Below are 13,549 nucleotides of genomic sequence, written 5' to 3' on the forward strand. Positions count from 1 at the left end.
TGTCATTCGGCCTGCAATATTGACCCCCTAAGCCGGGGGATCGGCGTCCAAAATTGACCCCCTACAGGTTGGTCTGTTGCGCTGCCTGCTTTGTAATGAAGCAGGTGGTCGGGGATGCTGGTCGTGGAGACAATTGCCCGGATACGGCGCGAACACTTCATCAAGGGCAAGACGATCAAGGAGATCGCCCGGGACCTGAAGGTGTCGCGGAACACGGTCCGGAAGGTGCTGAGGTCGGGAGAGACCTCATTCGAGTACGAGCGTGTTGTCCAACCGCGGCCGAAGCTGGGACGATGGGCAGCGGAGCTCGACGGATTGCTTGCGGGGAACGCAGCTAAGGCTGCTCGCGAACAGTTGACGTTGATCCGGATCTTCGAAGAGCTGCGCGGGCGCGGCTATGATGGCGGTTACGATACCGTTCGGCGTTACGCCAGGCGGTGGAGCCAAGAGCGTGGGCAATCGACGGCTGCAGCCTATGTCCCGCTGAGCTTTGCGCCTGGGGAAGCCTATCAGTTCGACTGGAGCCACGAGGTCGTCCTGCTCAATGGCGTAACGGTGATCGTGAAGGCCGCCCATGTCCGGCTCTGTCACAGCCGGATGCTGTTTGTGCGGTGCTATCCGCGCGAGACACAGGAGATGGTGTTCGACGCCCACGACCGGGCATTTGCTCTGTTCAAGGGCACCTGCGGACGCGGCATCTACGACAACATGAAGACGGCGGTGGAGACCATCTTCGTCGGCAAAGGGCGTCTCTACAATCGCCGCTTCATGCAGATGTGCAGCCACTACCTGGTCGATCCGGTTGCCTGCACGCCAGCGTCGGGCTGGGAGAAGGGTCAGGTCGAGAACCAGGTCGGACTTGTCCGGGAGCGCTTCTTCACGCCACGGCTGCGGTTCAAAACCCTCAACGAGTTGAACGCGTGGCTGTTGGACAAGTGCATCGCCTACGCCAAAGCGCACCGGCATCCGGAACTGATCGAACAGACGGTCTGGGAGGTGTTCGAAGCTGAGCGACCGAAGCTCGTTCCCTATGCCGGCCGGTTCGACGGATTCCACGCGGTGCCGGCGTCGGTCTCGAAGACCTGTCTGGTGCGTTTCGACAACAACAAATACTCGGTCACGGCCAGCGCTGTCGGGCGGCCTGTCGAGGTTCACGCCTACGCCGACCGCATTGTGATCCGCCAGGACGGGCGCATCGTTGCCGAGCATGCTCGCTCGTTCGGCCGCGGCGATACCGTCTACGATCCCTGGCATTACGTGCCGGTGCTGGCTCGCAAACCCGGTGCCTTGCGCAACGGCGCTCCCTTCAAGGACTGGGTACTGCCGGCCGCGATCGAACGTGTACGGCGCAAGCTCGCCAGCGCCGACGATGGCAATCGGCAGATGGTCGACATCCTCAACGCAGTTCTGACCGACGGCTTGCCGGCCGTCGAAGCCGCCTGCGCCGAGGCGATCACTCACGGCGTTCATTCCGCCGATGTCGTGCTCAACATCCTGGCCCGCCAGCGTGATCCTGCGCCACCGGCCAACATCCTCACCCCGGCTGCGCTGACATTGCGCCATGCCCCGATCGCCGACTGTGCCCGTTACGACAACCTCAGGAGAACCATCTGATGGAACGTACTCAACTGTTCGACCTCATGAGCGAGCTCAAGCTCTACGGCATGAAGGCCGCCTTCGATGAGATCATGGCGACCGCTGTCAAACGCCAGCACGAACCTCAACGCATTGTCGGCGACCTGCTCAACGCCGAGATCAACGAGAAGCAGGCGCGCTCGATCAAGTACCAGCTCACCATCGCCAAACTGCCGCTGGCCAAGGACCTTGAGGACTTCCAGTTCGAGGGCACTCCTATCAACCAGACGCTGGTCAATGATCTCGCCGGCGGCGGCTTCATCGCCCAGCAACGTAACGCCGTCCTGGTCGGCGGTACCGGCACCGGCAAAACACATATGGCCATCGCCATCGCCAGAAGCTGCATCCGATCTGGTGCCCGCGGCCGCTTCTACAACGTAGTCGACCTCGTCAATCGCCTGGAGATCGAGACCCGCAATGGACGGCAGGGTCGCATCGCCGAGCATCTGACCCGGATGGACTTCATTGTCCTCGACGAACTCGGCTACCTTCCGTTTGCTCAATCCGGCGGCCAGCTACTGTTCCATCTCGTCAGCCGGCTCTACGAGCGCACGTCGATCGTCGTCACCACCAACCTATCCTTCGGGGAATGGCCCAGCGTATTTGGCGACGCAAAGATGACCACCGCGCTGCTCGATCGTCTGACTCACCATTGCGATATCGTCGAGACCGGCAACGACAGTTGGCGCTTCAAGAGCCGCGACGACGATCACGCAACCCGCGCTCGCACCGTCTCCGCAACCCCGACCAGCTCCGACGGCGCGAGCGCTACCGCCAAAACCCGTCGCCCAAAGGGGTCAAAATTGGACGCCGATGCGGGGTCAAATTTGAACGCCGATTGACAGTCGAGGGCGCAATCAGCAAGGACGGCTGGTGCAAGGCTTTTGCCGCGGTGGATTGAATGCCTCACAGCTCCCGTGCATTGGAGAACACGAACGACGACACCCGTCGCGTGTTTTCGTCGAGGATCAGGCTGCGGGTGATCGGCGGCTCGGCGCGCTGGCTGCAATTTTCACGCTCGCAGAGCCGGCAGTTGACGCCGATCGGGGTGCCCTCGGCCTTCTCGAGATCCATGCCGGTGGCGTAGACGAGCTTGGCGGCGTGGCGGATTTCGCAACCGAGCCCGATCGCAAAACGCGGCTGCGGCTGCGGATAGGGCGCCACCGGACGACGCACCATCTGCGCGATCGAGAAATATCTGTTGCCGTCGGGCAGTTCGATCACCTGGCTGAGCAGGCGGTCGGGCATGTCGAAGGTCGAATGCACATTCCAGAGTGGGCAGGTGCCGCCGAATTTCGAGAACGGGAAGGTGCCCGACGAGAAGCGTTTCGAGACGTTGCCGGCATTGTCGACCCGGAGCATGAAAAACGGCACGCCGCGCGCGTTCGGCCGCTGCAGGGTGGTGAGGCGGTGACAGACCTGCTCGAACCCGGAATTGAAGCGCTGTGCCAGCACGTGGACGTCGTAGCTCAGGGCTTCTGCGGCGGAATGAAACGCCTGGTAGGGCATCATCGCAGCCGCAGCAAAGTAGTTCGCGAGCGTGATCCGGTAGAGCCGCCGCGAGGTGTCGTCGAGCGGGCCGGCGCGGCCGACGATGGCGTCGATACCCGGGCCGCATTCGGCAAAGCCGAGTTGCAGGGCGAGCTGGAAACCGCGCCCGGGGTTGTCGACGAGCTCGGAGATCAGCAGCTGCCGGCGATGGCGATCGAAGCGGCGCAGCGTGTCGCGCATCACGTCGACCGGCATGATGCGGGTGACGATCGAATGTTTTTCCCGCAGACGTGCGACGAGGGCAGCGTAAAGCCCCTCGGCGGGCACGTTGATCTCGTCGCGCAAAGTTTCCGCGGCGGTTTCGAGCTCCGGAAAATAATTGCGGTTGGCCTCGATCAGGTCGCGGACCCGCTCGATCGGGTTGGCCTCGAACTGCGAGCCCTCGCGGTCGGCCATCTGCGCCGCCACCAGGGTCTCGCCGCGGCGCGCCTCGGTATAGGCGGCGTAGAGCCGTTGCAGTGCATGGGTCACGCCGGGACAGAGTTCGGCGAGGTCGCGCATCTCCTGCTTTGGCAGATCGATCTGGCGGAACAGCGGGTCGGAGAAGATCTCGTTCAATTCGGCGAAGAAGCGGTCCTCGTCGGCGGTGGCGAGGTCGCGCAGATCTAGGTCGTAGGTCTCGGCCAGCCGCAGCAGGATCTGCGCCGTCACCGGGCGCTGGTTGCGCTCGATCAGGTTAATGTAGGAGGGCGAAATGCCGAGCCCCTCGGCGATCTGGGTCTGCGACAGTCCCAATTGCTGGCGGATCCGGCGGAAGCGAGGACCGACGAACAGCTTTTTTCCGGCCTCAGAGGGCATGGGGGGCTCCCTGCTTGCGGGTGCTTCGTAGCCCGGATGGAGCGCAGCGTAATCCGGGACCGTTCTGTCCGCGGATTGACCTGCCCCGGATTACGCTGCGCTCCATCCGGGCTACGCGCTCCCCGCAAGAGCGGGGCGAGGGAGAAAAGAACGCAGGCATGGCAGCCTTCCTGACCTATTTTGTGACAAATTTTACAATTTTACATTTATTACAAGTGAGCATGTTACATGACATCACCATTCAAAAACAACGTCCCTATACGAACTTCGTTCTTTCGCGTTTAGCTCCTGCCACGCATTTCGCAATGCATTGTCAAGAATGTCGAGGAATGGCGAAGACAAACCCTGCGGATTTGTCGTCACCGAAAGGATCACGAACATGAACTACCAGCCACGCGGAATCAGTGACCATGCACTCCAGGGACCGGCTTCTTATCTGAGCGAAGTTGCAGCTGCTGAAGCGCTGCTCAAGACCAAGGAAACCTGGAACGGCATCACCGCCGAAGCCGTGGCGCGAACGCGTCTGCAGAACCGCTTCAAGACCGGCCTGGATATCGCCCGCTACACCGCGGCGCTGATGCGCAGCGATATGGCTGCCTATGACGCCGATCCTACCAAGTACACCCAGTCGCTTGGTTGCTGGCATGGCTTCATCGCGCAGCAGAAGCTGATCTCGGTCAAGAAGCACTTCGGCAAGACCGATCGCCGCTATCTGTATCTCTCCGGCTGGATGATCGCAGCGCTTCGCTCCGAGTTCGGACCGCTTCCGGATCAGTCGATGCACGAGAAGACCTCGGTGCCGGCGCTGATCGAAGAGCTCTATACATTTTTGCGTCAGGCGGACTCCCGTGAGCTCAACGATACCTTCCGTGCGCTCGATGCCGCTCGCAAGGCGGGCGACAAGGCAAAGGAAGCGGCGCTGATCGAGAAGATCGACACCTTCCAGACCCATGTCGTGCCCGTCATCGCCGACATCGATGCCGGCTTCGGCAATGCGGAAGCGACCTATCTGCTCGCCAAGAAGATGATCGAAGCGGGCGCGTGCGCGCTGCAGATCGAGAACCAGGTCTCCGACGAAAAGCAGTGCGGCCATCAGGACGGCAAGGTGACGGTGCCGCACGAGGTGTTCCTGGCGAAAATTCGCGCCTGCCGCCACGCGTTCCTCGAACTGGGCGTCGAAGACGGCATCATCGTGACCCGCACCGACTCGCTGGGTGCCGGCCTCACGCAGCAGATCGCTGTGAGCCACAAGCCCGGCGACCTCGGCGATCTCTACAACAGCTTCCTGGATTGCGAGGAAATCACCGCCGACAACGCCCGCAATGGCGATGTCATCATCAACCGCAACGGCAAGATGCTGCGTCCGAAGCGGCTTCCGAGCAACCTCTACCAGTTCCGTGCCGGCACGGGCGAAGATCGTTGCGTGCTCGACAGCATCACCTCGCTGCAGAACGGCGCCGACCTGCTGTGGATCGAGACCGAGAAGCCGCATATCGAGCAGATCGCCAAGATGGTCGACCGGATTCGCGAGGTCATTCCGAACGCGAAGCTGGCCTACAACAATTCGCCATCGTTCAACTGGACGCTCAACTTCCGTTGGCAGGTCTACGACGCGATGAAGGAAGCCGGCAAGGATGTCAGCAAGTACGTCAGGGCCGAGCTGATGAAGGTGGAATACGACGAGACGCCGCTGGCGATCGAAGCCGACGAACGTATCCGTACCTTCCAGGCCGATTCAGCCAAGCGTGCGGGCATCTTCCACCATCTGATCACGTTGCCGACCTATCACACGGCAGCGCTGTCGACCGACAATCTCGCCAAGGAGTATTTCGGCGAGCAGGGTATGCTTGGGTACGTGAAGAATGTTCAGCGTCAGGAGATCCGTCAGGGCATCGCCTGCGCCAAGCATCAGAACATGGCCGGCTCCGATATCGGCGACGACCACAAGGGATACTTCGCCGGCGAGGCCGCTCTGAAGGCCGGCGGCGCCCACAATACGATGAACCAGTTCGGCTAACGGAGACTGACAATGACCAAAGGCAGCAATTTCTGGGTGATCGGCGGCGAGTTCGGTTCGATGAACTTCCACAAGCTCGTGGAAGGCTCGGCCCAGGTGCAAGGTCCGTTCAAGACCCGCAAGGAAGCCGAGGATGCCTGGCGCGTGGTCTCGGAAGAGAACCGCCACAAGGCCGGCGTACGCTTCTCGATCGTCGAGGAGCCGGCGCGGGTCTCGGCCTGAGCGCTGTCTTTACAACTAAGAAACGTCCAAGGACGGCGGCCCCATCCGGTTCATCCGGGTGGGGTCGTCCGCTTTCGGGACAGGTCTTTTGAGGCTTTCGGCTTGGGGATAAGTGGTAGCCTAACCCCTTGGGAACAAACGCCCTTTGCGGACGGCATGGTTACTGATAGGTTAAGGTGAGGAAAACCCGTCACCAGGAGGCCGCGAGGCATGTCTGACCTCCCAAACACCGGCAATGAGGCGCGCGAGCTGCGGCCGACGCTGCGTGAGGCGCTGCGGCGGGCGCGGATCGAGGCGGCCGACCGCACCGGCGTCGTGGTCGAATTGCGCGATGCCGAGGTGGCGCGGCTCGAGATCCTCAACGACGCGCTCGATCCGCTGTTTGCCCAGGTGCCCGATAAGGTCGATTTGTTTGATCGCGGCATCAGCCAGGGCGAGACGCCGCGGCTGTGGATCGACGTGGTCGCGCATGTCCTGATGGGCCGCGACAAGCGGATCTATCGGTTCGTGCAGGACACCAGGTTCGGCCGCATCGTGCTCGCCGAATCGCACGACGTGCCCGTGATCGTCAATGCCGTCACCGACTATGTCGCGCGCCGGATGATCGAGCGCGAGCATGCGATGGTGGCGACGCCGCTTCCGGTTGCCGAGCCGCCGCCCGTGCCGGTGGTTGCGCCCAAACGCCGCGGCGGCTTCGGTATGTTCGTGCTCGGCGTCATCGTGGGGGCGCTGGCGCTGTTTGCCTTGGCGCTGTATGCGAGCTTGCACAATCTCTAGAGCAGCCGCGCCGTCGACAGCTGCACGACGCGCCGGTCGCCATCGAGGCCGCGCACGGTCTGCTCGCAGCGCCATCCATTGCCGTCGCGCGCGATTGAAAACAAATTATAGGCTGCGGCCGGATAATGCTTGCGCGCCAGCGCCGATGCCGAGGGCACGCCGATCGCCGGGATTTTCCGCTCCGGGCCGTCGAACCACATCGTCGAATGGATGTGGTCGTGGCCGTGCAGCACCAGCTCGACGCCGTGTCGCTTGAGCAGCGCCAGCAACTGGCGCGAGTCGGTCAGCCGCTTGGCGCGGCCGTCGGAGTGCAGCGGGTGATGCACCAGCAGGACGCGGAAGGCGTCCTCGCCGGACAATTGCGCGAGGATCGTCTCCAGCGCCGCGAGCTGCGCGCCGCCGAGCCAGCCGGTTGCCATCAACGGCGGCGTCGGCACCGCCGAGGAGACGCCGATGAGCGCTACAGGCCCGCGGCGGCGCAGGAATGGAAAGCTGTGAGGGGCGCCGTCCGCGTCGCCGCGCAGGTAATCGCCGAAGATGCCGACGAAGCGATGCCGCGTTGCGCGGACATAGGCGTCGTGGTTGCCGGGGACCACGCTGACGTCGGCAGGGGCGCCGACACCCTCGAGCCACTCCCTCGCCGGATTGAACTCGGCATCCAGCGCCAGATTGACGAGGTCGCCGGTGACGGCGATATGGTCCGGCTGCTGCGCCTGCATGTCCGACACCAGCGTGTCGAGCACGTCGCGGCGATGGTATTTGTGGCGGTTGCGCGTCCAGTTGAGGTAGCCGAGCGCGCGCTTGCCGGCGAGATCGCGCAGCCGCGCTACTGGCAATGGCGGCAGATGCGGGTCGGACAGATGGGCGAGCCGGAATGCCGCCATCATTCGGTCCCGTTCGGATCGCCTGTGAAAACTGGCCGGCAACCGGTCATGTCGTGCTATCCCGAAAATCCCGCTCTGTATTGGCAAGTGGTGCGCGTCCGCGCAAGGATCAAACATAACGATGTCGAGGGTTCAGTGACGGTCCTTGAGGATTTGCGCAAGCGCTTCGAACCGCAGATCAGGCGGGTATTTCACCTCTATTGGCGGCTGGTCCGCGGCATGACGCTCGGGGTCCGCGCGGTCGTGCTCGATGCCGACAACAAGGTGTTCCTGGTCAAGCACAGCTACGTCCCCGGCTGGTATCTGCCGGGCGGCGGGGTCGAGGTCGGCGAGAGCTTCCTCGAATCGCTGCGGCGCGAGCTGGCCGAGGAGGGGCGGATCGAGCTCGTCGGCGAGCCGGTGCTGCACGGCGTGTTCTTCAACCAGCACGTTTCTCCGCGCGATCATGTCGCGGTCTATGTGGTGCGACACTTCCGGCAGGACCGGCTGCCGGAGCCGAACCGCGAGATCGTGGCCTGCGGCTTCTTCGATCCGGCCGCACTGCCCGACGACACCACCCCTGGCACGCGGCTGCGAATCGCCGAGGTGCTCGACGGCAAGCCGTTGCCGGTCACATGGCGGTGAACGCGGGCAGGTGAGAGCGATGGACCGCACGCCCGTCAGATGCTATCCCGCGCCCCACGATGACTGAACTGTCCCTGACCATCCTGCCCGAGACCCCGAAAGACGCCCAGGCGATCGAGCGCCTGCACGAGCGCACCTTCGGGCCCGGCCGCTTCGTGCTCAGCGCCTACCGGCTGCGCGAGCATGTCGATCATCTGCTCGATGTCTCCTTTACGGCGCGGATCGGCACGCTGCTGGTCGGTTCGGTGCGCCAATTGCCGGTCTGCATCGGCGAGACGCCCGCATTGATGCTCGGGCCGTTGACCGTGGAGCCGCCGTTCCGCAGCCGCGGCGTCGGCCGCGCGCTGCTCGAGCGCGCGATCAACGACGCGCGCGCCAAGGGCCACCGGCTCATCGTGCTGGTCGGCGACGAGCCGTATTATGCGCGCGTCGGCTTCAAGCCGATCCCGAAGAGACTGATCACCATGCCCGGTCCGGTCGATTACAGCCGCCTGCTTGTCATGGAGCTGGTCGATGGTGCCTTCGAGGGCGTGTCGGGGCCAATCCAGCCGGATTGGAGCAAGGCGATCTGACGTCCTTGTGACGTCGCCGGAACCCGGCCCCGCTGTTGCGCGTCTGAAAAAACTGACGCACAGTTGACGTGAAGCGCCGGACCAGAACCGGTGCATGTCAAATCAAAGGGAGTGCGCCATGATCAAGGTCAGCGTGATGTATCCGAACAATCCGGGCGCGAAGTTCGATCACGACTATTATCGTGACAAGCACATGCCGCTGGTGAAGGCGCGCATGGGCGATGCCTGCAAATACTACACGATCGACAAGGGTCTTGCCGGCGGCGCGCCGGGCGCACCCGCCACCTATGTCGGAATGTGCCACATCTTCTGCGACTCGGTTGAGGCCTTCCAGGGCGGTTTCGGGCCGCACGCCAAGGAGATCATGGGCGACATTCCGAACTATACCGATCTGCAGCCGGTGATCCAGATTAGCGACGTCGTCGTCGGCCACTGACGACACACGTTGCTTCAGAACGTCACAATATCTTGACGCATGGCGCGCGAGCGCCATGCGTTGTCGTTTGCGTCAGAGCTTCTGCGAAATGCCGACATAGAATCCGCGGCGCGGCCCGTATTGCGGGGCGAACACGCCGATGCCCGAGCCGTCCCTGATCTGGTAGATCGAATCGAACAGGTTGACGACGTCGAAGCGGATGGTGGTCGGCTTGCTCGGCGCGACGATGTTGAAGTCGTGCGACAAACCGAGATTGACCTGCGTGTATCCCGGCAAATGATCGGTGTTGGCAAAGCCCGAGCGCAGTCCGCTGCCGTAGATCATCGATGCAGAGAAGCGCGTGCCGTTCCACAAATATGACGCCCCCAAGGAGCCCGTCCAGATCTGGGCGTGGTCCGTGTAGACGTTGTGGCTCGCGATGTAGGCGAGTTCATCGGGATCGAACAGATACTGGTTCGAGACCACATTGGTTGCGATCTGCTGCGCCCAGGCGACGTTGCCATAGGCGTTGAAATTGCCGTTGGTGTATTTCGCCTTGAGCTCGACACCGACGTTCTCGCCGCGCTCGTAGTTGAAGCCGGTCAGCACATAGGCGGCGCCGAATTGACCGTCGTCGAGCAGATCGCGAGCGGTCTTGTAGTAGGCGTCAACGCCGACCTCGAGGCCGGGGATAGCATGGATCTTCTGGTCGACGCCGACATCGAACACATTCGAGCGCTCCGGCAACACCGGGCTGTTGGTGGAGACTCCAGGCTGTTGTGTTGTTCCCTGGACCAGCGCGAGATTGACCGGCGCGGCGATCACCTGCTCTGGCGGCGTGAAGTTTCGCGAATAGCCGGCGTGGAACGTGGTGCCGTCATAGGGCTTCCAGGTCAGGCTGGCGCGCGGGCTGAGCTGGTTGGCGTCGACATACTGGTACATCTGGTCGAAGCGGAGGCCGACATTGAGGGTCAGCTGGTTGGTGATCCGCCATTCATCCTGCAGATAGGTGCCGATCAGCCAGCCGGTCTTGGCGCTCGAGTCGAAGATCGAGACGGGGGGCAACGCATTGCCGGCAGCATCAGTCGCCTGATTCCCGCTGGCATCGACCTGGAACAGCGAAGACGCGTTGTTGACCAGGGTCCGCTCGGAGGAAACCGAGAAGCCGAACCGCAGTGTGTGGGCGTAGCCGACGCGCCAGGCGGTGTCTTCCTGGATGCCGTTGACGAAGCTCTGGCGATAGATGTCGGAGGCGACGCCGTTGAACACGAGATCGCCGATCGTGTCAGGGTAGAAGTGCAGCTGGCTGTAGCGGTTGAAATAGGACAGCTGCATGTCGATGTCCTCGACCGACTTCTGGTAGGCCACGACGTTGAATTGGTTGAACTCGGTCTGGTGCTCGTTGAGGACAGAGGAATCGAAATTCGACACGCCAAACGCCGTGAAGGCCGGCGTCTGCCCGGGATTGTTGGGGATCTGGTAGGTGCCGTTGGAGACGCCGCCGATATAGGTCAGGCGGCTGGTCGGATCGATCACCGTCGACAGATAGAGGAATCCCTTCTCCTGTGACGTGTTGTCGTGGATCGCGTTGTAGGACGGTGTCGGATTCTCGATACCGACACTGCTTTGGAAATAGCGTCCGGACACGAAATATTGGGTCTGTCCGACCGTTCCGCCATATTCGAAGCTCGGCGTGATCGTGCCGTGGCTGCCGCCATAGACGCTGACCTTGCCCGAGTTGTCGAATGCGTCGGCCTTGGTCTGGATGTCGATCACGCCTGCGGTATGAAGGCCGTATTGCGCCGGCAATGCGCCGGTGAGCAGCGCAAGGCTGCCGACGATCCCAGTATCGAGGATCTGGCCGAAGGCACCGACGCCGTCGGGCAGCATGATGCCGTTGATGCGATACTGTACGTTGGCATGTTCGTTGCGAACATGCAGGTCGCCGCTGGCCGCAGAGTCCTGCGTCACGCCGGGGAACTGCAGCAGCACCTTGTCGAGCGGCGCATCGGCGCCCTGCGGCATCGCCTCGATCGCCTGGTGATTGATCTGATGCGCGGTGGCGCCGGCGGGGGCGACGATGCTCTGGCGCGCAGCGTCGAATTTGTCGTTGGTGCTCGTCAGCACCTGCGCCTCGGTTTGTGGTGCAGCCGTTGGCGGCGGTGCCTCGCGCCGCGTGGTCACAACGGGCTTCTTGGGGCGCCGCGGCGGCTGCGTATGCTTCGGTTCGATGACTTCAATTTTCGGCAGCGTGGTGGTGCCTGCCGCTTCCGGAGGCGGTGTCTGCGCGTTGCTGGCATGACCCAACCCGAGCAGCACCGAGGCTGACGTGGACAGGAGGAGGGTAACTCTGAACGGGGATTTCATGGTTGGGATCCTGGAGGCCGCCAGCGAATCCGTGTCGGTGGAGCTGGAAAGCCTTGCCGTCATTCGCGACGGGCCGATTGATGTGTCTCCCTGAGATCGTGCCGCTTAACGCGGTCGAACCTCGGAGGCGCAGAATGCAATCGATGTCAGGACAGGGGTGGCGCGCGGGAACGGAACGCCGCGGGCGCCGATTTCAAATGGAGGAATTCAGCATCGGTGGTGCGGCGGAGAAACTCCACCGCTTCCGGCAACAGCAGCACCGGCGGGGATGCGACGAGCAGGCTGCCGGCAAGCGAGATGACGGCGCAGATCGCGCAAGTGTCGGCCGGGTCGTTGTCGTGTTGGGCCGGCGGCTGCTTGTGGACGACCTCGATCGCGAGGTCCGGAGTCGCAGAGGTCCCGATATAGGCGATATCGAACTGCGACAGTCCGGTTTGGACCGCCGGTGCCGCCTGTGCCGCAGCAATCGGATGAAAATGGCCGAACGACAGCACGAACTGGACGGCGAGCGCGAACAGCGCCAGCCGCGAGCCAGTCCTGATGTGTTTCCGGAACCACTTCATGCCTGATGACGCCTGCCCCACGGAGCGGCGTCATGACCCCAGCCGCCCCGATGTTACATTATAACATCGAAACACAATCGCGATGTCAACCGTAGTCCGGGCGACGGCGACGGATCAGATGGCTGTGTGTGTTTGACGCAACGCGACCCTGCTGGACGCAACGCGTCCAACAGGGTTCAGCGTCCTTCGCGCAGCCAGGTGGCTGCGAAGGCGCCGAGCAGCAACAGCAGACCAATCACGCCGGCGAACATCGGCAACACGCCGACGCCCTTGACCACGCTCGCATCGCGCATCTTGACGCCGAGCCAGCCATCACCGCGGAAGATCGAGGAGGCATGCACCGGCACGATGCGCGGCATATCGAGGCTCGATCCATCGACAATGCGCCGCGCGTCGCCGCCGGTTGCCTGCGCCAGGGGTTTCAGCATCTCGGTGGTGGAGGTGACTTCCGAAAACTCCTTCGGATTGGTCGGGCCGACATTGATCAGCGCCTTCAGCGTGCCGTCGGTTGCCTGCCAGAGGCCAAGTTCGTCGGCGGGCAGTGTTGCGCGCCATTCACCGGGATCGCCGGCGCTCAGGGTCAATTGATGCGTGGTACCGCTCGGCGACGTCACGGTCACGGGCGAGACGGTGTCGGCCATGGTCTGGCGCACCACCATGAGGTCCTTGCCCTGCACCTGCATGCGCAACGCCTCTTCGTCGAGATCCGGCTGCTTCATCAGCCAGTGCGACATCCGCCGCAACAGGTCGAGATGCGGACCGCCGCCTTCATAGCCGCGCGCCCACAGCCAGATGTGATCCGACAGCAGCAAGGCGACGCGGCCTTCGCCGACGCGCGACAGCAGCAGCAACGGCTTGCCGTCGGCACCGGTCATGACTGGCGGCGTGACGGAGTTGCGCGTCTCCACGGTGCGGAAGAACCGGCTCCAATGCGGCGGCTCGGAGGCCGAGCCTTCGAGCCCGCGCGTCACCGGGTGACGTTTGCCGGCATCGCTCAAATGCGCATAGAACGGTTTTTCGGTGACGCCGACCGGTTCAGCCGGCAGCACCGAATCCAGCGGCGTGCGCCAGATGCTGGTGGTCGAGGCATAATCCGGACCTGCCGATACCAGCACCGCGCCGCC

General features: G+C 63.1%; 11 protein-coding genes and 2 pseudogenes. 8 read left to right on the forward strand and 5 right to left on the reverse strand.

Annotated elements, in window-relative coordinates; genetic code table 11:
• Nucleotides 1-114: 114 nt before the first annotated feature.
• Both istA and istB read left to right on the forward strand, forming a co-directional pair.
• Nucleotides 115-1,684: pseudogene (gene istA, locus UP09_RS20160) on the forward strand (IS21 family transposase).
• A complete protein-coding gene (gene istB, locus UP09_RS20165) occupies nt 1,614-2,477 on the forward strand; it encodes an IS21-like element helper ATPase IstB (RefSeq protein WP_044536175.1) in 864 nt (287 codons plus the stop codon). Before istA ends, istB begins: the two are co-directional and overlap by 71 nt.
• A 64-nt stretch (nt 2,478-2,541) precedes the next feature.
• On the opposite strand, the gene UP09_RS20170 is transcribed toward istB, so the two are convergent.
• A complete protein-coding gene (locus UP09_RS20170) occupies nt 2,542-3,984 on the reverse strand; it encodes a helix-turn-helix domain-containing protein (RefSeq protein ID WP_044540034.1) in 1,443 nt (480 codons plus the stop codon).
• Nucleotides 3,985-4,363: 379 nt separating this feature from the next.
• On the opposite strand from UP09_RS20170, the gene UP09_RS20175 reads away from it, so the two are divergent.
• The 3 genes from UP09_RS20175 to UP09_RS20185 all read left to right on the forward strand — a co-directional run bounded on the left by UP09_RS20175 (nt 4,364) and on the right by UP09_RS20185 (nt 7,000).
• Entirely contained in the window at nt 4,364-6,001 is a 1,638-nt protein-coding gene (locus UP09_RS20175) for an isocitrate lyase (protein WP_044540130.1), read from the forward strand.
• A 12-nt stretch (nt 6,002-6,013) separates the two neighbouring features.
• On the forward strand, nt 6,014-6,223 hold the full coding sequence (locus tag UP09_RS20180) for a DUF4170 domain-containing protein (protein WP_044540035.1): 210 nt from the start codon (nt 6,014-6,016) through the stop codon (nt 6,221-6,223).
• A gap of 210 nt (nt 6,224-6,433) precedes the next feature.
• On the forward strand, nt 6,434-7,000 hold the full coding sequence (locus UP09_RS20185; RefSeq protein ID WP_044540036.1) for a hypothetical protein: 567 nt from the start codon (nt 6,434-6,436) through the stop codon (nt 6,998-7,000).
• Here the strand turns inward: UP09_RS20185 and UP09_RS20190 are convergent.
• Nucleotides 6,997-7,884: a metallophosphoesterase family protein gene (locus UP09_RS20190; RefSeq protein WP_044540131.1), complete on the reverse strand. Its 888-nt coding sequence runs from the start codon at nt 7,882-7,884 to the stop codon at nt 6,997-6,999. The genes UP09_RS20185 and UP09_RS20190 overlap by 4 nt on opposite strands.
• A 135-nt stretch (nt 7,885-8,019) precedes the next feature.
• Here UP09_RS20190 and UP09_RS20195 point away from each other — a divergent pair, with 135 nt between their 5' ends.
• The 3 genes from UP09_RS20195 to UP09_RS20205 all read left to right on the forward strand — a co-directional run bounded on the left by UP09_RS20195 (nt 8,020) and on the right by UP09_RS20205 (nt 9,516).
• Nucleotides 8,020-8,508 carry an NUDIX domain-containing protein gene (locus UP09_RS20195; protein WP_044540132.1) on the forward strand — a complete coding sequence of 163 codons (489 nt, stop codon included), beginning with the start codon at nt 8,020-8,022 and terminating at the stop codon, nt 8,506-8,508.
• A gap of 59 nt (nt 8,509-8,567) precedes the next feature.
• A complete protein-coding gene (locus UP09_RS20200; RefSeq protein WP_044540037.1) occupies nt 8,568-9,080 on the forward strand; it encodes a GNAT family N-acetyltransferase in 513 nt (170 codons plus the stop codon).
• 118 nt (nt 9,081-9,198) lie between these two features.
• On the forward strand, nt 9,199-9,516 hold the full coding sequence (locus UP09_RS20205) for an EthD family reductase (RefSeq protein ID WP_044540038.1): 318 nt from the start codon (nt 9,199-9,201) through the stop codon (nt 9,514-9,516).
• 72 nt (nt 9,517-9,588) lie between these two features.
• Here the strand turns inward: UP09_RS20205 and UP09_RS20210 are convergent, their stop codons facing one another.
• The 3 genes and pseudogenes from UP09_RS20210 to UP09_RS38575 all read right to left on the reverse strand — a co-directional run.
• Nucleotides 9,589-11,862, reverse strand: a complete 2,274-nt coding sequence (locus UP09_RS20210; RefSeq protein ID WP_044540039.1) for a TonB-dependent receptor domain-containing protein — start codon at nt 11,860-11,862, stop codon at nt 9,589-9,591.
• A 146-nt stretch (nt 11,863-12,008) separates the two neighbouring features.
• Entirely contained in the window at nt 12,009-12,425 is a 417-nt protein-coding gene (locus UP09_RS20215) for a DUF2946 family protein (RefSeq protein WP_044540040.1), read from the reverse strand.
• Between the two features lie 176 nt (nt 12,426-12,601).
• Nucleotides 12,602-13,549: pseudogene (locus UP09_RS38575) on the reverse strand (hypothetical protein); the annotation flags it as partial.

The sequence above is a fragment of the Bradyrhizobium sp. LTSP885 genome (genome assembly GCF_000938305.1).
Taxonomy (GTDB): Bacteria; Pseudomonadota; Alphaproteobacteria; order Rhizobiales; family Xanthobacteraceae; genus Bradyrhizobium.

What these genes read in the sequence shown, in the direction of transcription:
- istB (WP_044536175.1), top strand. Translation starts at nt 1,614, where the DNA reads ATGGAACGTACTCAACTGTTCGACCTCATGAGCGAGCTCAAGCTCTAC.
- UP09_RS20170 (WP_044540034.1), bottom strand. Translation starts at nt 3,984, where the DNA reads ATGCCCTCTGAGGCCGGAAAAAAGCTGTTCGTCGGTCCTCGCTTCCGC.
- UP09_RS20175 (WP_044540130.1), top strand. Translation starts at nt 4,364, where the DNA reads ATGAACTACCAGCCACGCGGAATCAGTGACCATGCACTCCAGGGACCG.
- UP09_RS20180 (WP_044540035.1), top strand. Translation starts at nt 6,014, where the DNA reads ATGACCAAAGGCAGCAATTTCTGGGTGATCGGCGGCGAGTTCGGTTCG.
- UP09_RS20185 (WP_044540036.1), top strand. Translation starts at nt 6,434, where the DNA reads ATGTCTGACCTCCCAAACACCGGCAATGAGGCGCGCGAGCTGCGGCCG.
- UP09_RS20190 (WP_044540131.1), bottom strand. Translation starts at nt 7,884, where the DNA reads ATGGCGGCATTCCGGCTCGCCCATCTGTCCGACCCGCATCTGCCGCCA.
- UP09_RS20200 (WP_044540037.1), top strand. Translation starts at nt 8,568, where the DNA reads ATGACTGAACTGTCCCTGACCATCCTGCCCGAGACCCCGAAAGACGCC.
- UP09_RS20205 (WP_044540038.1), top strand. Translation starts at nt 9,199, where the DNA reads ATGATCAAGGTCAGCGTGATGTATCCGAACAATCCGGGCGCGAAGTTC.
- UP09_RS20210 (WP_044540039.1), bottom strand. Translation starts at nt 11,862, where the DNA reads ATGAAATCCCCGTTCAGAGTTACCCTCCTCCTGTCCACGTCAGCCTCG.
- UP09_RS20215 (WP_044540040.1), bottom strand. Translation starts at nt 12,425, where the DNA reads ATGAAGTGGTTCCGGAAACACATCAGGACTGGCTCGCGGCTGGCGCTG.